This is a genomic window from Lysinibacillus sp. FSL M8-0337 (assembly GCF_038593855.1).
GTDB classification, from domain to species: Bacteria; Bacillota; Bacilli; order Bacillales_A; family Planococcaceae; genus Lysinibacillus; species Lysinibacillus sphaericus_D.
In genome coordinates this window covers 4,502,179-4,523,577 of sequence record NZ_CP151996.1, presented here as the reverse complement: position 1 = coordinate 4,523,577, position 21,399 = coordinate 4,502,179, and the positions used below count along the sequence as shown (strand labels likewise).

The window sequence follows — 21,399 nt, the reverse complement described above, 5'->3', positions numbered from 1 at the left end:
GAAATGCAGAAAGTAAGCTTCTTTAAATCAATTCATGTCAAGCTTGTACTAATTTATATTTTGTTGATTATGTTGGCGTTACAAATTATAGGCATCTATTTTGCAAAGCAACTAGAGGAAAATTTGAAAAGTAATTTTCAAGAGTCTATTTTTCAGCGTGTAGATTTGATGCAATATAGCATTCGTGAAGAAATTTTAAAAGAACGCGATGAAAGTATGCCTTCGCTTGAGGAAAGTTTGAAATCCATTGTAAAAGAATTTTCCACAGGGTTGAAGGATGTTTCGACAGGCGATATTTTAGAAATTCGCGTAATTGATAGTAGACAGCGTATACTTGCAACTTCAGAAGTAGATAATCAAAATTTAATAGGCCAACGTTCGAATACAGACCTTGTCCGTCGAGCAATATCAGCCGAAACACTATTTGATCTTATAAAACTGGACAATAAAACGAGAAATCGAGTATGGGTGTTAGCAACGCCAATTCGTGATGGTGCTGGCCCTGATGATGAAATTATCGGGGTGCTTTACATTGAAGCAAATATTGAATCCGTTTTTGAGCAGATGAGTGATATTAACCGTATTTTCCTAGGTGGTACTGCTGTATCATTAGTGGTTACTATTTTCTTAGGCATTTTAGTAGCACGCACTATTACGCAGCCGATTGCGGATATGCGTAAACAAGCACAAGCCATGGCGAAAGGGAACTTTTCTCGTAAAGTACGAGTTTATGGAACCGATGAGATCGGACAATTGGCTACTACGTTTAACCATTTAACCAATCGATTGCAAGAGTCTCAATCGACGACAGAGGCTGAACGACGGAAACTTCATTCGGTCCTTAGTAATATGACCGATGGTGTAATTGCAACAGACCGTAAAGGACGTATTATTCTTATTAATGATCCAGCCTTAGAGTTATTGCATATTTCGAGGGATATCACATTGGGACGGCCAATCGCTTCGGTGTTAGGCATCGACCAAGAATATAGCTTTGAGGATTTAATCCATATGAATGATGCTGTCAACTTGGATTTTAGTACGGCAGAGGCACCGTATATTTTACGTGCCAATTTCTCGGTAATTCAAAAAGAAACAGGGTTTATTAATGGGTTAATTACTGTACTTCATGATATTACGGAGCAGGAAAAGATTGAAATGGAGCGTAGAGAGTTTGTATCGAATGTCTCACACGAGCTTCGTACACCGTTAACAACGATGCGTAGTTACCTTGAGGCATTAATTGATGGGGCTTGGAAAGATGAAAATATAGCGCCTACATTTTTAAATGTTACGCAAACAGAGACAGAGCGAATGATTCGTTTAGTAAATGATTTACTACAATTATCACGAATGGATAGTAGTAATTACAAATTGAATACAGATATTGTGTTATTTAATTCATTCTTTAATCGAATTATCGATCGCTTTGAAATGTCTAAATCAGAAAATGTAACATTCGAACGATTACTTCCAGAGACATCCTATTACGTTGAAATTGATACAGATAAGGTGACGCAAGTAATTGATAATGTGATCTCAAATGCAATAAAATATTCTCCAGATGGAGGTAGTGTCCGTTTTGGTTTTACCGTCCAAGGAGATACGTTGAAGGTCATGATTTCGGATGATGGCATGGGTATTCCAAAAGAAAATGTAGGACGTATTTTTGACCGTTTTTACCGCGTGGATCGCGCGCGGGCACGCTCTATGGGTGGTACAGGTCTTGGGCTAGCGATTGCGCGAGAAATGATTGAGGCACATGGTGGGAAGATATGGGCTGAAAGTGAAGAGGGATATGGGACAACCGTTTTCTTCACATTACCATTTGAATTAGACGATTTTGACGAGGCAGGTGAGTGGGAATGAAATATATAGAACCAGTAAAATCCATTGTTTTATTTCTACTCGTTATGCTAAGTGTTGTGCTAACTTTCATTATCTGGACATATACGCCTGATTACAAAGTAATTGAGCAAACAGAAGGTAAGGAAATTTTAATTGGTACACAAAAGAAAATAGAAGATGTTATTAAGCCGTATAAAGCTCTTTATAGTAGTGAAGAAGAATTAACAGGTACTGTATCAAACGGTGCCATGAAAGATATTATGAATATTTTTCATGGTTGGAACATCCTAGACCTAGTTCGAGTGAACAATAATATTTCACCAGCAAATGTTAATGAGATGATACGTGCTAATAATCGTATGACTGTATTTTTTGCTGGGGAAATTCCTTTTTCAGAGCTAGGTACAATTTTTAACTTTGGTGAAAAAGAGTTACCAGAGACAACGTTTAATCGCATTATAATTGATTGGACAAATTATGCTAACAAAGAAGTGCAAATGTATTTCATTAGTAGCTCTAACAAATCACTGTTACGCTCACATGTAAGTATTACAAATGCCAATCAATTTGCAAAAGATATTATTGAACCATCCAAACTGCATAGTGCATATAAAGAAGTGGAACGAGATGGCTATACGTCGCTTTATGTGCCAAATGATACAATTGAATCCGTAAAATATACGTATTATATGAATGAACTTTCACCTGAATTATTTAAAAATGTCTTATTTTCAGAGCCAAACGTTGTACAGCGTAATGTAGAAAGTGCGACATTTGAAAAATATACAGATGGTTTGTCTCTTATGACTGTGGATACAAGGTTTAAATCATTGACTTATGTCTATCCAGCAGCCGAAAGTAGCGAAAGCATAGAGCCATCGAAACTCTTTAAAGATAGTTTTGAATTTATCAACGAACATGGTGGCTTCACGGCGGATTACCGCTATGTATCGGGCAACCCGAGTAAAAATCAATTAGATTATCAGCTTTATTTACAAGGTTTCCCTGTCTATAGTGATCAAGCAACAACTCGTATAACAACGGTATGGGGAGATACACGCATTTTCCGCTATAAACGCCCTTACTTTTCTTTAGACATATCGGAAAAAGAGATAAAAGAACTGCCATCGGGTACAGAAATTGTTGAAAAAATTCATAAGCTTAATAATATTGTATTATCAGATATCGATGAAATTGCTGTTGGGTATTATTTAACACAAGATGAAAATCTAAGATTATTTACATTAGAACCAAGCTGGTTTGTAATTCGCAATGGTTCATGGGTTTTACTGACACCTGAAATGCTTGGGGGTGTAAAAAATGGATTGGAATAGAACAAAATCCATTTTTATAGTCGTCTTTTTAATTTTAAATATTTTCTTATACTCATTATATGTAAATCGTTACAATGAGGCGCAAAGCGTTGAAGTAACAGGTGAGAAAACGATAGATGCCCGTTTAAAAGAGGATAATATTACGTATGGTGTTTTGCCGAATAATGTGGAATCAGCTACCTTTATTACTGGTAAAGTCCACACTTTTACGGCTGCTGATTTTACCAATCCTAATCATCGCGTAAATAATTTAGATGCAAAATTAGAAGGAAAAGAGGCGCATGTCATTCTCGCAAATCCAGTGAAATTGCGAAATGTTAATGATGATGCCAGTTTCACAGAATTTGTGCAAGCGAATATTAAAGAAGGCAGTTCCTATGGATTATGGAAAGTTAATCGCGAAGAGCGTGTAGCCATCTTCTTTCAAAAAACAAAAAATCGAATGCTCTATTACAATAAGAGTGGACTGTTAAAAATACAATGGAATGCCAACGATGAAGTAACGATGTATGAACAAACGATGCTTGATAGTATTGAAGAAGTGGAGCAACAACAAAGTGTGCTACCACCGATTCAAGTGGTACAGGCATTATACGCAAAAGGGCTTTTAAAGCCAGATTCACATGTTGACAAGATGCAGCTAGGCTATTCCACACTTGTCTATTTAACGCAAACACAAGTATTATTACCAACATGGGAAGTACGAGTGAAATTAGAAGACGGTGAAATAGAAGAGTTTTTTGTTGATGCTGTGGAAGGCAAGATTATTGAAATTCAAGAGGACAAGCAAGAGGTTGAAGAAGAAGACTGGGGAGTTTAAAGATGCGATTTAGTGTTTTAGCAAGTGGTAGTACAGGCAATTCGATTTATGTAGAGAACGATAATCATGCATTTATTGTCGATGCTGGCTTAAGTGGCAAAAAGATGGAGCAGCTCTTCACAAAAATCGATCGCAATATGAAACAGCTAAGTGGCATTTTAGTTACACATGAGCACAGTGATCATATTAAAGGAATTGGCGTATTGGCTCGGAAATACAATGTACCGGTATATGCAAATGCTAAAACGTGGCAAGCGATGGATGGACTCGTAGGAGATATTCCGCTAGAGCAACGTTTTGAGTTTGAAATGGAGACGGTGAAGCATTTTGGCTCTTTAGCTATAGAATCCTTTGCTGTTTCACACGATGCAGCAGATCCGATGTTTTATTCATTTCATGAAAATGGTCGTAAACTCGTGGTCATTACCGATACAGGCTATGTTAGTGATCGTATGAAGGGCATTATCCGTGGCGCAGATTCCTTCGTGTTTGAAAGTAATCATGATGTTAACATGCTACAAATGGGGCGCTATCCGTGGTCTATAAAACGTCGTATTTTGAGTGATGTAGGACACGTATCGAACGAAGATGCTGCTATTGCAATGAGCGAAGTAGTATTTGAGAAGCCAACGAATATTTATTTAGCCCATTTAAGTAAAGATAATAATATGAAAGAGCTTGCGCGCATGAGTGTGACACAAACGTTGCAATCTTGCGGGATTATCGCAGGTGAGTATGTTCATTTAGTAGATACGGATGCTGAAGAGCCAACAAAACTAGTAATGGTTTAAAGAAAAATCAAGATTTCAAGCGTTCATATAAAAAAGAAAAGCTGTTCAATGGCATTTTATAGTTAATGCATTGAACAGCTATTTTTTATGCCCATTTTATTTATTTTTCATGTAATTTTAATGTTTGAATCGTATGATAAAGGCAAGAATTAATAGATAGAAGTTGTACGAAAGGATGAGGAACATGAGTTATTTAAATGATGATGATAAAAACAGTGATTTTCTAAATAATGATGAGATCCAAAAATCCCCTCTACAGGAGAGATTGGAACGTGAGGAAAAAGAAATGCAAGCGAAGCGTTCTAAAAAGAAAGACGGCGGCGGAGGAAAAGGTGGCTATTTCTTTAGTGGTCTAATAGGGGTTATTATCGGTGCATTACTCGTGTGGCTAATGCTTCCTGGGCTTGTCAATCAGATGCCGGGGACAACAACAAGTAGTTCTGGTAAAAATGAGACAACCATCAATCAGGTTGCAACCGAAGTAACAACGGATGTTACAGGTGCTGTAGAAAAAGCATCAGGTGCTGTTGTAGGTATTACCAATATTCAAGAAGTGGCAAGTGGCGGTTTTTGGAATCAGCAAACAACCCAAGATAAAGAAACAGGAAGCGGCTCAGGTGTTATTTATAAAGTAGAAGGTGATACAGCCTTTATCGTCACAAATAATCACGTTATTGAAGGCGCAAAACAGTTAGAAGTAACAATGCAAGACGGCTCAAAAGAAGAGGCACAATTAGTCGGTAGCGATGTTTGGACAGACTTAGCTGTTATTTCAATCAGTGCAAAAGATGTTAAAACAGTGGCGACATTTGGTAACTCAGATGTACTAAAACAAGGTGAAACAGTGATTGCAATCGGGAATCCACTAGGTTTAGAATTTTATGGCTCTGTAACAACAGGTGTTGTTTCAGGTAAAGACCGTTCAGTACCAGTTGATTTAAATGGCGACAAGGTTGCGGATTGGCAACAAGAAGTGTTACAAACAGATGCTGCTATTAACCCTGGTAATAGTGGTGGTGCACTAGTGAACTTAGCTGGTGAATTAATCGGCATCAACTCCATGAAAATTTCCGAATCGTCAGTGGAAGGTCTGGGCTTCTCAATTCCAATCAACTCAGCAATTCCAATTATTCAGGAATTAGAGAAAAATGGAGAAATGAAACGTCCAACGATGGGGATTTCATTAGTCGATTTAACAGACGTACCAGCGTACTACCAACAACAAACATTAAAATTACCTAAAGAAATTACAACAGGTGTTGTCATTACAGATGTTATCGCTAACTCACCAGCTTCAAAAGCAGGCGTGAAACAATATGATGTAATTGTTGAAATGGACGGTAAAAAAATCGAAACTTCGATTGATTTACGTAAGCATTTGTACAACGACAAAAAAATTGGTGATACATTAACAATGAAAGTATACCGCGAAGGTAAGTTAGTGGAATTAACACTAACATTAACAAATAGCGATTCATTGTAATAAGCTAATCGGTGGTAGATGTAAAATCTACTACCGATTTTTAATTTAAAAAATTAATCCGCAAGATGTATTTTACTAAGAGAATTTACAAATATAGATGTGGATAACTAGAAATTTGTGAATAATTACTTTACACAGCAAGTAGCGAGAGAAAGCCTTTCTTTCCTACTTGCTATTCCTTTGTTACAATAGATTGTGGATAACATAGACCGAATTGTGAATAAGTTTGTGGAAATTTCGGAAAATAAGGAGACATGAAAAAATGGAAAAATTCAGTTGCGAAAAGCATATAGATCACGCTTTAGACATGTTTGTTGCGGAGCAAAAAGTATTCCCAATTATGGATAAAGTAGAAAAGGAAAAAAAGTTATCCACAAAATGTAGTTACTGCGAACAGCCAGCAGAATATATTGTATCAAGTAAATAACTTTACACAATATATAGAAACTACTTGTGGATATGTTGATAACTTTTGTGGATAATTTGTTTGTAAATGAAATGTAAAGGTGGATAACGTGTGAATATAACAATTGTATCAGTCGGAAAACTAAAAGAAAAGTACTTAAAAATGGGGATCGACGAATACGTAAAACGCCTTGGTAGCTATGCCAAAATAGAGTTAACGGAAGTGCCTGATGAAAAAGCACCGGAGCAATTAAGCGAGGCAGAAATGGAAATTGTGAAGAAAAAAGAAGGCGAACGTATCCTTGCAAAACTAAGCCCAGATACATACGTGATCGCCCTTGCCATTAACGGCAAAATGAAAACATCTGAAGAAATGGCAGCCGATATCGAGTCGTTGATGACTTATGGAAAAAGTAAAATTGCCTTCGTCATAGGCGGTTCACTCGGCCTACACGACGACGTCCTCAAACGTGCCGACGAAAAACAATCATTTGGCAAGATGACATTACCACATCAGCTAATGAAGCTAGTCTTGATTGAGCAAATTTACCGAAGCTTTCGCATTATTAAGGGAGAGCCTTATCATAAGTAAGTGAGGTTTGCTTATATGTTTGCTAAAAATCGACATCACAATAAATGTTGTCGATTTTTAGTATATTAAATTGTAATAATTGGAAAAGTGTGTTCGGTTAAAGTTTTTAACAATATTTTCAAATTATAAAAGAGAATATAGGAAATCAACTAATATAATCTCGCTTTATTTGTTATAATTTACCCATAAAGAGATAAGGGCGTGATTAAATGGTATCGGATTCAAAAGAAATTATAAAAAATGAAACAGAGTATCAAAGTAAACTTTATGAACTTCTTATTTTACGTGATTTTTTTACAAAATCATTTATTTCCCTAGACTATTCTCCATCTCAAAAAATTGGTGAAGCAATTGAATTGACTTCAATAGGTGAAGAAATAGCTTCATCATATCTTAATAATGAGGAATATAAAATATCTGAGTGTAAATTAAATATTTTAGACGCTTTTTATTTTAATGATTTTTTAATTGATATAGAAAAAACTGATATAAACAGTTTAAAGAATGCTTTATCAGAGGATGTTATAAAAGGTAATATTAGATTTCCATGGATATATGAGAGAATGCTATATGATAAATTCTTTGAAAATTTCGATATTAGACCAAGTAAACTTAATCAAGAACAAACTAATAAACTTTTGGATGATACCCCTATAGGTGTTTTTCAATATGGGAAAAATGTAGTAGGTCCATTTGGTTTTTTGGATTCAGAAGAATCTCGATCTTTACCTGTAATTAAAAGTGCTCCGTTATGGCACTGTGATAGTTTATCGTGTAATCAATTACATTTTGTAAAACTTACATCTTCATATAATAAATCAAAGTTTAAAGATTTATCGAATTTCCTAGATATAAGAGGATTGCCTGAAGAATTAGAGGAATCATCAAAGAAAAATACTTCAGATAATCTAATGCTAGAACATGATTTATCTAACTTACCATTCGCTCTAATAAATGCTTTTAGTTTGAGTGAATTAAGAATTTTATTAAAAGAACTAATCAATCGTTTTTCTTATTTTAGGTCTAAACGTTCTGTGAGTTCTGAAATAAATAGAAAAATTTCTGGATCTGCAGAACAAATTTCTGAACAACTTACTATAGCAGAATGTTTTCAACTTATATTACTTTTTAAAAATATAGATATAATTTCAACTTTAGAATATTTAATATTTAATGAAGAAATAAAAGTTCCTATTACAGAAATAAGAAATTCATATTTTGGATATGAAATAGGGGGTTCTTTAAATTTAAAATGCGAAGTTTCAAATTTAGGTGTTAGATTTATATCAAAAAATAAAGGTTTACCAACTTTAAGATTAAAATACTTAATCATGGAGATTTATAATGATAAGGAAGAGTTAGATTGGAAACTTAGATTAGTTGAAGGTATTGATACTAATGATAAATTTGAAAAGTTATTAATGAATGAGAATCCAAAGCAAATTGTGAAAGATTTTCTTCTGGATAGTCCTAAACATATAAAATTTACATTTGATTATTTATTGATAAAGGATTTTTATATCCCGAAGGATGATACTGATGAAGAGAATTTAGTGAATAGATTGCTATGGAAATTAGGTTTTAATGTTAATACCTTTCCAGACTCTTTACAAAAATATTGGAATCGTCTCGAAAGCTTCACTAAAGTTTCAAGTTTAATGCATTCATATAATGAGGTTGATAAAGAACGAATTAGAAGTGCTGCAGTAAATCTATTTGTATCGTTAGAAGAAATATTAGATGCCAGTCTCTCCTATATAACATGGGTATTATTATCAGACCATTATGGAGAAACAAAATTTAAATATAATATAATTCAAGCTCGTACATTTATGTCTGAACAGTTAAGTAACAAAAAAGTAACAAATAATGGATCAATTGTATTTGATAGAGGTGGTAAGAATACCCTTTATCCTCTTATTATGGGGTTTGAAATACTTGCTGATTTTTGCAATGAACTATTAAATACGCGTGATAACTATAAACGAAATGAAAAAGATATTCCATCATATATCGAAAGAACGAATTTGTTTGTATTCCCATTTAGTCATACTAAGTTAGTATTAGATTTATCAGATGAAATATATATAAATTTAGATAAATTACTTAGAAGAATTAAGATACTCTTAGAGAAAAATAACGTTGCTAATATTAGAAATAGAATAGAACACAAGAGGGAGGATTTCCCCGATAAAACAGAAATTAGTAAAGCATGTAATGCTTTAAATGAACTTGGATATATTTTAGAAGAACACGGTATTTATCCTATTGTATATCAATTTAATGAAACAATTATTGATAGTTTTGGAAGAGGTTATAGTTCATATATAAACTATAAGGAAGAAAGTATTAGTATTAGTATGTCATCTCAATATAGTTTAGCTAATATTCCTAAATTAATAGATACGCTAGTAATTATAAGAGCCATTAAACTAAAAAATTCAAAAGAATATTTAAGATTTGTGTACACTGAAACATCAGAATTCACTAAAATTTATGAAGGTTATCCTAGAAGAATAGTGTAAATTCAAAATAATTTAATATAAAACTCGCACTTAGCCACATTACGTTGAACCGTATCACAAGTAAATGCGGATGATAAGCTCACAACAATAATCATCATCGTAATAATATATAGATTGTCATTCACTAAAGAACACGAAACTGGTGTTCTTTTTTTATTTATTGAGTAAAGTAGTTGCATCTGACGTAACGGTAGATTTTATACTGGAGGAAAGGGAGCTGAAAATATGTATTCAATCGGTCAATTTGCAAAGAAGACAGGGCTAACAGTACGGACTTTACGGTTTTATAGTGAAAAGGGATTGATAGAACCATGCTATATTTCAGAATCGGGGCATCGTTATTACAATGACGGTAACATAGAGACCCTTCAAAAAATCATCACATTAAAATATTTAGATTATTCTTTGGAGGAGATAGAAGATATTTTACAGAACGGGGAACAGCAGTTAATCGAATCATTAATGTTTCAAAAACGCCAATTAGAGAAGAAGCGAAATCAAATCGATCGGGTAATTACGAGCTTGGATCAGGCGATTAACATAGGAAAACAAAAAGAAGCCATTGATACATCCATTTTTTTAACGATGATATTTAACTTACTCAAAGAGGATGAGCAACGAGACTATTGGCGAGGTAAGTTACCTGATGAGTTAATCGAGCGACTATACGACTTTTCCGGAATAAACATGATTGAATTTAATCGAAAATACATGGCTTTAGCTAATCAATTGAAGCAGGCATACATACAACCGATTCAAGATGATTCTTTGAAAGCACTAATGGAGCAGCTATTATCACTAATTCCACAAGATATGGTAGAAGATTTAGTCGAAGTATTAAAGGAATATGAAGAGATTGAGCTAAATGATTGGTTGTTTCCTACACCTTTTACAAAGGAAGAGGAAGAATGGTTTATTTCGCAGGCTGAACGACTAGGAGTGTATAGGGGGGAAGATAATGAATAATTCAGTACGAGGCATTTGGCAGCTTGTGAATAGTAATCGATTATCAAAGAAACTGACGATAGGCACTCTTTTACTGAGTATTGTTGAAACACTTATTGGATTGACTGTTCCATTATTTACGATGAGAATGATTAATGATTTTTCAACGATTGGTTTCTCATGGCAGTCCATTATATTAGTAGGTGTATTTCTTATTTTCCAGGCTGTACTTAGTGGTGTAACGTTTTATATGATGCGTAAGCTTGGGGAAAGAATTGTGGCTAATTTGCGTATGAAGGTATGGGCGCATGTTTTACGGTTACGTATTCCTTATTTTGATGCACATGAATCTGGGGAAACCATGAGCAGAATTACGCAAGATACGAATGTTATTAAGGAACTTATTACAGATCATTTAATTAGCTTTATTTCGGGCTTATTTGCCATCGTGGGTGCGGTAATCATATTAATCATCATTGATTGGAAAATGACATTATTGATGCTAATATCAGTGCCGGTAGCCATTTTATTGACCTTGCCTCTTGGACAACGTATTCATAAAATCGCGAGAGCAAATCAAGATGAGCTTGCTAGTTTTACAGGACAGTTGGGGCGTGTATTAACGAATATACGACTTGTGAAAACGTCGCAAACAGAAAATTATGAGCAGCTAAATGGAGAAGAAAAAATCCAACATTTGTATCAATTTGGATTAAAAGAATCAAAAATTTTAGCCGTTCTATCACCCATTATGACGTTTATTATGATGGTGGTACTCATTTTATTATTCGGCTATGGCGGCGCAAAAGTAGCAACAGGTGCGATTACTGCAGGTGAACTTGTAGCGATCATTATTTACCTTGTGCAAATCATTATTCCATTTACACAAATGGCAACATTTTTCACTTCGCTCCAAAAGGCAATGGGTGCGACAGAACGATTACAAGAAATTTTAAATGAACCAATTGAAGGACATGGAAAAAATGCTATTTTGTCTGCCGATGAGTCAATTACTTTTGAAAATGTTGTGTTTCAATATAATGATAATCCAATTTTAAAAGGTATTTCTTTTACGATTCCAGCAGGCAAAACAACCGCATTGGTTAGTGCCAGTGGCGGAGGGAAAACAACCATGTTTTCATTAATAGAACAATTTTATCATGTTACAGAGGGTACTATTCGATTTGGAAAACAGCCAATTGAACAAATCCATTTAAAGGAGTGGCGTAGCTTATTTGGATATGTATCGCAAGAAGCTCCGCTGATGAATGGCACAATTCGCGATAATGTAACTTATGGAAAAGCTGATGTTTTAGAAACAGATATTATAGAGGCATTAAAAAATGCCTACGCATGGGATTTTGTGCAACAGTTTGAAAAGGGATTAGATACTGAAGTAGGCGAAGGGGGAATTAAATTATCAGGGGGACAAAGACAACGGATAGCAATCGCACGTGCTTTATTCCGAAATCCTGCCATACTATTATTAGATGAAGCAACATCTAACCTTGATAATGACTCAGAGCGAGCGGTACAAAAGGCAATAGAGTATGTTATGAAAGGACGTACAACCGTTATTATTGCACACCGTTTATCTACAATTGTACATGCCGATCAAATTTTAGTGTTTGAGGATGGTTTTATTACGGGTTCTGGAAAACATGAGGAACTTCAAGAACATCATACGTATTATAAACAGCTAATTAAATTAATGACACAGTAAAAGATTGAATTCTTGGTTAGACATATTCAAAGAAAAATGAATATGTCTTTTTTTATTTTATAAGGTATTAATAGTTATATATAGGATTAAATATCTGTTTGACTGGAACTTATATAACATATTCTAGTTACTGAATAACTAGAAACAGGTTATAAAAATGAGGAAAAAGGTATAAGAAAAAAATGTTAAAAAAACCTTAATATGTAATATAATTATTTGGTGGGAACTTATAGTATTTATAAAATTATCGGAGGTATTTTCATGTCAGACAAAAGTTTTGTAGCAACAATATTACTTTGCTTCTTTTTAGGTAGTTTAGGTGTTCACCGTTTTTATGTAGGTAAGATTGGTACAGGGATACTAATGTTTATAACATTAGGCGGTTTAGGTATTTGGACACTAGTAGACTTAATTATGATTATCGTTGGTAAATTTACTGATAAAGACGGCAACCTTGTTAAATCTAATTAATTAAGCATAAGAAGTAGAATAGTGAATAAAAAACAATGAGTTCGTACATACATTTTACGCTTGTTGCTTTTATTTATAGCAATACATTAAAAGAAGGGAGACTTTTCAATGTCTACCCTTCTTAATTGTTTCATACAGTTAGTGTTCTATTGTAATTAATAGTAATAATAGCTATCATTCATCATTTCTGTTGCAAAACCTATTACAAATGAAATAATTGCTACAATAATTGAAAGAGCTAGACCAATTACCGCGAATATCAAAGCTGATTTTGCTGCTTTTGGCTGTGTATCTTTCCATGCAAAATAGATAATAAAACCAAGTAGAGGGAAACAGCATAAGCTGAGTACATTAATCCAAATGTTTGGTGCATCTTCTTTTGCTACAGTCTTTTGTTTGTGAAATGTTAATACGTTAACACCGCAATGTATACAAATTTCGGCATTGTCATCAATGCTAGAACCACAATTAGGACAAAACATCGTAAAACCCCCTACATATTAAAAAAATTCCCATTTGCCAACTTGCTTCCCTTGTTGTTTTTTATTTGCAATCAGGACAGCATCGATCACGTTAATAGGTGTAATAATAAAAGAAGATAATCCTAAGGTTATCAATGTTAATATAAAAGAAACAACTAACATAACTAACCCTTTAAAAATTTGTCCCATTATTATTTGTCCTAATCCAACGAGGAAAAAGCTTAGAATCCCTATAATCGCAGGATGATAAGATTCTGCTCCTCGCGTTTTCTTAATTTCTCTTAGCATAGAGCAGCAAGCAATACACATGGCTTGATTACAATCTACCTTAGAGCCACATGAGTGACAGAAGTTTTTAGTGACGTAAGGTCGTACACCACATTTCGTGCAAATTTCCGTTAACGCAGCAATAGGTTCACTACAATGAGTACAATACATAACTATGCCCTCGTGCTATTGACTTGCTAATCCAATAATGAACATTACGATATAGAATAATACGATAACTCCTATGCTAATGAAGAAGAATGTTAAAGCGGATTTAGCCGCAACTGGTTTTTCATTTTTCCAAATAAAATACATAATTAATCCAACAAGTGGTACACAGCAAAGTGTAATAATGTTAATACCCCAGTTTGGTTTGTCATCCCCAACTGCATTTTTTACTCGGACACCACAGTGAATACAAATTTCGGCGTGTTCTGAAATTTGCTCGCCACAGTTTCTACAAAACATAATAGTACCTCCAATAATTTATTGTAGATTTCTTCCAACATTTTGACCCAATAAAAAAAATTGGTAACCCATAATGTAGAAAATATATATAATACCGATACCACCCGATAAACCAGTAAGGAACCGTCTATTATTAGTACTTGTCCATTTACCAAATAATTGTCCAAAACCATCAATAGCCATTGGTAAAATTAGTAATATGATAATCCGCAAATCTATTAAACCTAAAAGTATCACTAACATGATGGATAAGAGATATCCTACCGCCATCCCAGTACATCTTGCACATAAAGGGAACTTTTTCCCTTTATAATGGAATGAGCGGTCTGGTCTTTGATGGCAAAAGAAAAAAACTTGCAATAAAAAATTAATATTTTTTGCCATTTTTGTAAGCTCCTTTATTATTCTAGCGTATAGTATATAACAAAAATGGAAACTAGTGAATACAATACATAATTTTAGTTTTATTGTAATGTAAGGTAAAATAATACATAGTAATTTTTTGCGAAATTATAGATGTTTGAAAGAAGTTTTTAGCTATTCTGAAATGTAATATGCCATTTGATTTAGAGCTGTTGAAAAGAAATTTAATTTTCCCATGAATCTAAAAAGGCAATTAAACAGGTTATTGAGAACCATATTATAAATAAGTAATATTATGTATAATTGTACTTAGTTAAAAGGGGGAAAATTATGGCACACTCTGAAAGTATAAAAATATCTGCTCACCCTAATCTTTATAATGGAAAAAATGGAAGAGAACTAAGGATAGATTTTTCCTTACCTACACAAGGCACCAATAACGAAACTGGTATTGTCGTTTTTGTTCCTGGATTTGGAGGGAATGTTGATTCTAAAGTATATAAAAAGATGCGTGAAACCTTTGCTGATCAATATAATTTAATTACAATGCAATGTGATTATTTCGGAAACAGATTTATGCAAGGTGCAAAAAATATTTCTATAGATCAATCCAAAGTTAAAGAAATACTTAGTAGAGATGAGTTAGCATTAGTAGCTGACAAAAAAGCTACAATACTAGAATTAATAACAAATAAAGAACTAACTATCCAAGTTGCAGAGGATTTACAAGAAGACCTAGATGAATTTAATGATATGGGCTTTATGCAAGCTATAGATATTATAACTGCCATTGAAGCTTTAAAAATTATCTTAGTTGATAATAAAATTGAATTTGATACTAAACGATTAATTGGATATGGACATTCTCACGGAGCATTTTTATTGCATTTGTGCAATAAAATGTATGAACCGTTTTCTTTTATTATAGATAACAGTGCTTGGATAGAACCATTATACTTACATGAGAATAGACAGTTATTTAATAGATTTGAAAACTCGAAATTATTAATTGAATTTGATTACATTGCAAAAGACATTATAAAAAACAAAGATAATCTCAATTTATTTGAAATCTATAAAGGCTTTGAAAATAAAGCGCAAATTCTAACATTCCAAGGAACAGATGATAATTTAGTAGATTATCAAGAAAAGATAAAATTAATGAACAATATAAGCAATGCTGAATACATATTAATAACTGAATCTGATATTGATAATATTAAGTATAAATCACATAAACATGGATTAGATGCAGACTTTTTAGAGCTATTCAACTATGCGTTGAGTTTTGAAAAAAAAGCTAGTGATGAATTAATAGAAAAAAGAAAGAATTTCGCAATTGGGGATTTAGAATTTATTTTAGACACTAGCCAGGGTCTACCAATTTTTAGTATTAATTAAAATGTGTTTCGGGATACAAAAATATATAAAAAACTAGAATGCTTTGAATAGTAAAAGATGTTAATAATAATTTATCCCTTAACTACAGCTTATCCTCAATAATGAAGAAATAAAAAAGTGTTAGATTGACGCTGTCAATCTAACACTTTTTCAGTTGTGGATTACTTATTATTGCGCAGTTAATCCGCCGTCGATAATGAATTCTGAACCTGTTGAATAGCTAGATTCATCAGAAGCTAAAAATAGCACCATATTCGATACTTCTTCTGGTTGTGCTACACGTTTTAATGGAATATGTTTAGAGAATTCTTCTACTGCAGCTTTTGTATCTTCTTGTACAACCATTGGCGTTGCGATGACGCCTGGGTGCACTGAATTTACGCGAATACCCATTGGTGCTAGATTGATTGCAGCTGCTTTTGTCATACCACGTACTGCGAATTTTGTATCTGTATATCCTACAGCACCAGCAACTAAACCGTTCATTGAAGAAATATTGACGATTGAACCGCTACCAGCTTTCATCATTGAAGCTGCTACCGCTTTCATACCTAAAAATACTGATACTTGGTTAATATCCACAATGCGTCGGTATTCTTCTAATGTCATATCAAGCATATTTTTCGCCATCGTAATACCGGCGTTGTTAACTAATACGTTTACTGGACCGAATTTTTCTTCTGCAGTTGCAATGACTGTAGCCCAATCTTCTTCAGAAGTAACATTTTGTTTAACGAAAATTGCATTTTCACCTAATTCAGTAGCGAATGCATGGCCTTTTTCTTCATTTAAATCTGTTAAAATAACTTTTGCACCTTGCTCTACGAATAATTTAGCATGTGCAGCACCCATACCTTGTGCAGCGCCTGTAATAATTGCTACTTTACCTGATAAACGACTCATATAAAAAGCCCCCTAAACGTCATTTTTAAAATGTGATAGTTAACTATCACTTTATACTTCCTAGTTAACAACTTTCTAGTTCGAATGTCAATTCAAACGACTACCCTATTATTGTGGTCGAATATAGGTTAAAAATACATCCTTTATCATCGCGAGTTGCTTGTCCGCTGAAAGGAATGAAGAGAGGTTCGTATCATGGGTTGTCAGGCTTGATTTAAATGTAAATAAACTAAAATTTTGTACCATCGTTATAATAAAAACATCTAAATCAATGTCGGTTCTTAATGAGCCATCTTGCTTGCCTTGCTCAGCTAATGCTAATAAAATGCTAGCTAATTTGCTTCGAGCAAATAAGTATTCCGCATATTGCTCCGTTGATTCAGCAGCTATTTTTTCATATAAATCAAAGGACTCAAAAAACTTTGCTAAACGTAGCTGTGGGTCCTTTGTGCCACTTATATAATAATCTAAAATTTGCTCGATTTTTTCAAAAGCTGGAATCGTCTGCTCGACAATCCTCCCTATATCTGTTGCCATTTCATTCGTAATAGTATTGGAAGCTGCAATAACTAAATACTCTTTTTTAGGGAAATAACGGAATATTGTTGCAATCCCAACCCCAGCGGCATCTGCCACGTCTTGCATCTGTATGTTTTGAACGCCTTGCTCTAAAAATAAATCCTTGGCAATTTGGATAATATTTTGGCGACGTTGTTGTTTTTGTTGTTCTCGTTTACTCATTTTCGTCACTCCAACTGTTCTTCTTACATTAATTGTAGCATGTTTACTTGCTATCAACTTGTGCTCGCATTGCAGGAAACCAGTAACTAGTACGAAGGCTAAGCAAGAGCAGCTAATTCTACGTATTTCTTTATGCTTGTAGTAGTGTGGTTTGTACACAAAAATAAAAAGTAAGCAATGAATGCATGGGTTGCTAAAATAGAAAAGCACCGCTCTAAATTTTTAGAGCGGTGCTTTTTTCTAAATAAAAAACACCTCTAAGTGGCATCTTAGAAGTGTTTGCGATGTTAATTTATAAAAATAGAAAAGATGCTCAATCCATTGATAAAAATGTGAGCATGTGTTAAATTTATATAGATAGGCACTTTATATTTAAAAGTGTATAATATCTCTATTTTAATTATAGAGCATTGTTTTTCATAAGTCAACCCATATACTTTAATTTTTAAGGAGTGAATGCGATGAAGTCGGAGTTTCAGCAAGAGCAACAACGTTTGGACATTGTTATGGAGACTATTTCAGAGCAATTGAGTAAGTTGGAGAAAGAAACTTTACAGCGTAAGAATGAAGTAGTAAATATTCGCAAACATTTTTGGGACGAAATTAAGGTCAATATGGATACCTTCGATGATTACCTTGAGACGATTATCGGCTTAAGACAAGAAACGCAAGCACTGTCTGTCAGTCAAAGCACACACAAACATGCTTCTAAAAGATTGTCTACACTGCGTCGGATGCAGAAAGTGCCTTACTTCGGTCGAATTGATTTTTTAGGAGAAGGTATGTCAGTGAAAGAACAAGTCTATATTGGTATTTCATCGCTTATGGATAAAAGCGGGGAGGATTTCCTTATTTACGATTGGAGATCACCTATTTCGAGTGTTTACTACGATTACATGCCAGGCCCTGCCCAGTACACGACACCGGAAGGCATTATTTACGGGGAATTAGAGAAAAAGTGGCAATACCTAATTCGTGAAGGGGTACTTCAATCCATGTTTGATACAAGTTTGACAATTGGAGATGAAATTTTACAGCAAGTGCTAGGGCAAGGTACAAACAAACATATGCAAAGTATAGTCGCCACGATTCAACAGGAGCAAAACCGAATTATCCGCCATGATCAAGGCAGGTTGCTTATTGTACATGGAGCAGCTGGCAGTGGGAAAACTTCAGCAGCTTTACAACGAATTGCTTATCTGCTTTATAAATACCGCGACAGACTGAATGCAGATCAAATTATCTTATTTTCACCTAATGCTATGTTTAACAGCTATGTCTCTAATGTATTGCCTGAACTGGGCGAAGAAAATATGCAGCAAGTAACGTTTCAGGAGTACCTACATCACCGACTAAGTAAAGAGTTCGATGTTGAAAATCCGTATGAACAATTGGAATATGTTTTAACTGAAGCCCATACGCCTACGCATAGTGTAAGAGTGGCGAACATTCGCTTCAAAGCATCTACGCGCTTTTTTGAAGTTATTAAAGCGTACAGAAAGTCGTTAGAGTTTAATGGCATGATATTCAAGGACATTTACTTCAGAGGACAACCGATACTTACTGCACAACAAATTGGGGAACAATTTTATCGTAACGACACGTCACTTAACTTCCATAATCGACTGGAAAAATTAACAGAATGGATTTTAAAGAAAGTAAAAGAAACCGAAAAAGTTGAATGGAAAAAGGAATGGGTGCAAGAAGAAATTGAGTTGCTCAGTAATGAAGAATACCATAAGGCACGCGTCTATTTAGCTAAAAAGCAAGGCTTTGTAAGAGAGACGATAGCCGATTATGAGATGGAGCCTCATAAACTCGCGCGATTGATTGTATCTAAGAAATTGAAGACATTGCGAAAACGGATTCGTGCGTTACAATTTATCGACATTAAGGAAATCTACAAGCGGTTGTTTATAGAACCTGAGCAAATAAAACAGTGGGTAGATGGTGAAACACCAGTAGAGTGGGAGGCTATTTGCCAAGTAACGCGAGAGATGCTAGATGAAGATAAATTATATTACGAAGATGCTACTCCGTTTTTATTGATGAAAGAATTGATTCAAGGTTTTCAAACGAATAGCGCAATCAAGCATATTCTTGTGGATGAGGCGCAGGACTATTCACCATTTCAATTCGAGTTTTTAAAACGCTTATTTCCTTTTGCAAGGATGACGGTGCTAGGGGATTTTAATCAGGCAATCTTCGCACATGCTAGCGAAATGATTGATTTTAATATTCTAAGTAGCCTATATGGACCTGATGAAACAGAAGTCATTACGATGACGCGTAGTTATCGCTCGACAAAACCGATTATCGAGTTTACACGTAAACTAGTGCCGAATGGCGAACGCATTATGCCGTTTGAACGAGATGGCGCATTACCTGTGCTAACACAATTATCGGATCGTGCAGCTTTACATCATGCTATTACAACGAAAGTCGAAGCTTTGCGAAAAGACGGCTATAATAGTATCGCCATTATCTGCAAAACTGCTGAGGAAAGCAAACATGCATATGAAGCTTTAACCAATATTGAGGATGTGAAGCTTATAAAAAATGGCTCACCGGAGTACGAACAAGGTGTCGTCATTATTCCATCCTATTTATCCAAAGGAATAGAATTTGAAGCGGTTATCATCTATGATGCATCTGAGCACATATATGGTGATGACAGTTTATGTAGAGTTTTCTACACTGCCTGCACGAGAGCCATGCATTATTTGCAACTATATAGCGTAGGAGAACCGAGCCCACTTTTACGCAATGCTATACAGGAAAATTGAGGTGCCAGTCACTCAAACAATTTGCCTTCCAAGACGCACAGGATGTAAGCCGCAACAATTGTAAGTTGCGGCTTACGTTGTGCCTGTGGAAAGAGCGTGGGTTTTTATCGAATAGGTAATTTCATCATTATTCAATTTGCTGTGTAAAAGCTTAACACCAAACAATTATTTCATGCGGTGTCGTTTGGGCGGGAATGCTTCTTGTCGTAGGTCCATAGACAACAATAAGGGTGCGATTTGCAGGGCTTTTTGAAAACGGTTGCCCATTTTTAAGTAAAATTGGCGTGTAGGGAGCAATATTTAATTGTAATTGCCCATCACTACTCAACAATTGCGAATTAAAAAAGTCGACTTTTATATTTTGATAGCTGTTTTCTTTTGCAACGATTAGTGCTTGATATTGGGGAGGATAAATCATTGGGGCAGGTGCATTCCCATCATAATACCCAACAATGCGATCCCCACGGCTCACAATTTCTTGATTTACAAAGTAAGTAGAAGGTGAAATAACAAAATTAACGATGCCACCAGCACCGTCTTCTACAGTCATTAAAGTATAACAACCCTCATTTTCCCCATTCTGTCCGACAGCAAAATCATTTATCTGTGTAACGATACCTTGAAAAAATTTAAAATTGACCATAGCCATTCCTTTCTTAAAAAAGTATAAGCGATTATGGAAGGCAACTTCACTTCCTGTAGGAAATTCAACATCCCTTCATACAGTGTCATTGTAATCTATGTAACAAGCCTATTAGGGGTGACTCAAAATATGTCGCTTTATTTTTTTATACAAAGGAATAATATATTTTTTACTTAAATCACTATATACTTATCTAGAACTAAAACGTAATTTTTCTAAGGAGGGAAGCCTTTTGAATTGGATTTCTAAAAATAAGAAACCCTTTTTAGCATTCATCGTTATTCTTATTATTATTGCGGGTCTGCTCGATATTAAATATGAAGGACTATTCTTTCAAATGTTACCTAAAACTGTTCAAGACTTTTTAGCTAACTTGTTTTAAATACAAGTTTTATTAAACGTCTAGAA

21 protein-coding genes are annotated in these 21,399 nt (G+C 34.4%); 14 read left to right on the top strand and 7 right to left on the bottom strand.

The features are described from left to right. Positions 1-3 precede the first annotated feature (3 nt). The 11 genes from walK to MKY08_RS22055 all read left to right on the top strand — a co-directional run bounded on the left by walK (position 4) and on the right by MKY08_RS22055 (position 12,937). Entirely contained in the window at positions 4-1,869 is a 1,866-nt protein-coding gene (walK, locus tag MKY08_RS22105; RefSeq protein ID WP_069514076.1) for a cell wall metabolism sensor histidine kinase WalK, read from the top strand. Next, a complete protein-coding gene (gene yycH, locus MKY08_RS22100) occupies positions 1,866-3,182 on the top strand; it encodes a two-component system activity regulator YycH (RefSeq protein ID WP_069514079.1) in 1,317 nt (438 codons plus the stop codon). Before walK ends, yycH begins: the two co-directional genes overlap by 4 nt. After that, on the top strand, positions 3,169-4,002 hold the full coding sequence (yycI, locus tag MKY08_RS22095) for a two-component system regulatory protein YycI (RefSeq protein ID WP_069514081.1): 834 nt from the start codon (positions 3,169-3,171) through the stop codon (positions 4,000-4,002). Before yycH ends, yycI begins: the two co-directional genes overlap by 14 nt. A gap of 2 nt (positions 4,003-4,004) precedes the next feature. Beyond that, positions 4,005-4,793, top strand: coding sequence for an MBL fold metallo-hydrolase (locus MKY08_RS22090; protein ID WP_069514084.1), 789 nt, complete (start codon positions 4,005-4,007; stop codon positions 4,791-4,793). Between the two features lie 184 nt (positions 4,794-4,977). Continuing rightward, a complete protein-coding gene (locus tag MKY08_RS22085) occupies positions 4,978-6,276 on the top strand; it encodes a trypsin-like peptidase domain-containing protein (protein WP_069514087.1) in 1,299 nt (432 codons plus the stop codon). Between the two features lie 262 nt (positions 6,277-6,538). Beyond that, the gene (locus tag MKY08_RS22080) at positions 6,539-6,703 is read left to right on the top strand and encodes a CxxH/CxxC protein (RefSeq protein WP_036205521.1); all 165 of its coding nucleotides are present in this window, start codon (positions 6,539-6,541) and stop codon (positions 6,701-6,703) included. Between the two features lie 90 nt (positions 6,704-6,793). Then, complete coding sequence (rlmH, locus tag MKY08_RS22075; protein ID WP_069514090.1) at positions 6,794-7,273, top strand: 23S rRNA (pseudouridine(1915)-N(3))-methyltransferase RlmH; 480 nt, start codon at positions 6,794-6,796, stop codon at positions 7,271-7,273. Positions 7,274-7,482: 209 nt separating this feature from the next. After that, a complete protein-coding gene (locus tag MKY08_RS22070) occupies positions 7,483-9,798 on the top strand; it encodes a hypothetical protein (protein WP_069514093.1) in 2,316 nt (771 codons plus the stop codon). 225 nt (positions 9,799-10,023) lie between these two features. Then, complete coding sequence (locus tag MKY08_RS22065; RefSeq protein ID WP_069514096.1) at positions 10,024-10,764, top strand: MerR family transcriptional regulator; 741 nt, start codon at positions 10,024-10,026, stop codon at positions 10,762-10,764. Then, on the top strand, positions 10,757-12,466 hold the full coding sequence (locus MKY08_RS22060; RefSeq protein WP_069514098.1) for an ABC transporter ATP-binding protein: 1,710 nt from the start codon (positions 10,757-10,759) through the stop codon (positions 12,464-12,466). The genes MKY08_RS22065 and MKY08_RS22060 overlap by 8 nt, the downstream gene beginning before the upstream one ends. 261 nt (positions 12,467-12,727) lie before the next feature. Then, entirely contained in the window at positions 12,728-12,937 is a 210-nt protein-coding gene (locus tag MKY08_RS22055) for a TM2 domain-containing protein (RefSeq protein WP_069514101.1), read from the top strand. Positions 12,938-13,092: 155 nt separating this feature from the next. Here MKY08_RS22055 and MKY08_RS22050 read toward each other — a convergent pair whose 3' ends face one another. The 4 genes from MKY08_RS22050 to MKY08_RS22035 are packed head-to-tail and all read right to left on the bottom strand — an operon-like array spanning position 13,093 to position 14,538. Further along, positions 13,093-13,419 (bottom strand): zinc ribbon domain-containing protein, encoded by a 327-nt coding sequence (locus MKY08_RS22050; protein ID WP_069514104.1) that lies wholly within the window; start codon positions 13,417-13,419, stop codon positions 13,093-13,095. An 18-nt stretch (positions 13,420-13,437) separates the two neighbouring features. Beyond that, the gene (locus MKY08_RS22045) at positions 13,438-13,857 is read right to left on the bottom strand and encodes a hypothetical protein (RefSeq protein ID WP_069514107.1); all 420 of its coding nucleotides are present in this window, start codon (positions 13,855-13,857) and stop codon (positions 13,438-13,440) included. A gap of 15 nt (positions 13,858-13,872) precedes the next feature. Continuing rightward, positions 13,873-14,154, bottom strand: coding sequence for a zinc ribbon domain-containing protein (locus MKY08_RS22040; RefSeq protein ID WP_069514109.1), 282 nt, complete (start codon positions 14,152-14,154; stop codon positions 13,873-13,875). 18 nt (positions 14,155-14,172) lie between these two features. Next, positions 14,173-14,538, bottom strand: a complete 366-nt coding sequence (locus MKY08_RS22035; protein ID WP_069514112.1) for a DUF2085 domain-containing protein — start codon at positions 14,536-14,538, stop codon at positions 14,173-14,175. Between the two features lie 309 nt (positions 14,539-14,847). On the opposite strand from MKY08_RS22035, the gene MKY08_RS22030 reads away from it, so the two are divergent. After that, complete coding sequence (locus tag MKY08_RS22030; RefSeq protein ID WP_069514114.1) at positions 14,848-15,918, top strand: DUF2920 family protein; 1,071 nt, start codon at positions 14,848-14,850, stop codon at positions 15,916-15,918. A 168-nt stretch (positions 15,919-16,086) separates the two neighbouring features. Here the strand turns inward: MKY08_RS22030 and MKY08_RS22025 are convergent, their stop codons facing one another. Then, positions 16,087-16,821 (bottom strand): glucose 1-dehydrogenase, encoded by a 735-nt coding sequence (locus MKY08_RS22025; RefSeq protein WP_069514117.1) that lies wholly within the window; start codon positions 16,819-16,821, stop codon positions 16,087-16,089. 108 nt (positions 16,822-16,929) lie between these two features. Further along, entirely contained in the window at positions 16,930-17,562 is a 633-nt protein-coding gene (locus MKY08_RS22020; protein WP_069514119.1) for a TetR/AcrR family transcriptional regulator, read from the bottom strand. A gap of 461 nt (positions 17,563-18,023) precedes the next feature. On the opposite strand from MKY08_RS22020, the gene helD reads away from it, so the two are divergent. After that, complete coding sequence (gene helD / locus MKY08_RS22015) at positions 18,024-20,348, top strand: RNA polymerase recycling motor HelD (protein WP_069514122.1); 2,325 nt, start codon at positions 18,024-18,026, stop codon at positions 20,346-20,348. A gap of 151 nt (positions 20,349-20,499) precedes the next feature. Here the strand turns inward: helD and MKY08_RS22010 are convergent, their stop codons facing one another. Continuing rightward, entirely contained in the window at positions 20,500-20,991 is a 492-nt protein-coding gene (locus tag MKY08_RS22010) for a hypothetical protein (RefSeq protein ID WP_069514125.1), read from the bottom strand. 232 nt (positions 20,992-21,223) lie between these two features. Between MKY08_RS22010 and MKY08_RS22005 the strand changes: the two genes are divergently transcribed. Continuing rightward, positions 21,224-21,373, top strand: coding sequence for a hypothetical protein (locus tag MKY08_RS22005; RefSeq protein WP_235617058.1), 150 nt, complete (start codon positions 21,224-21,226; stop codon positions 21,371-21,373). Positions 21,374-21,399 lie beyond the last annotated feature (26 nt).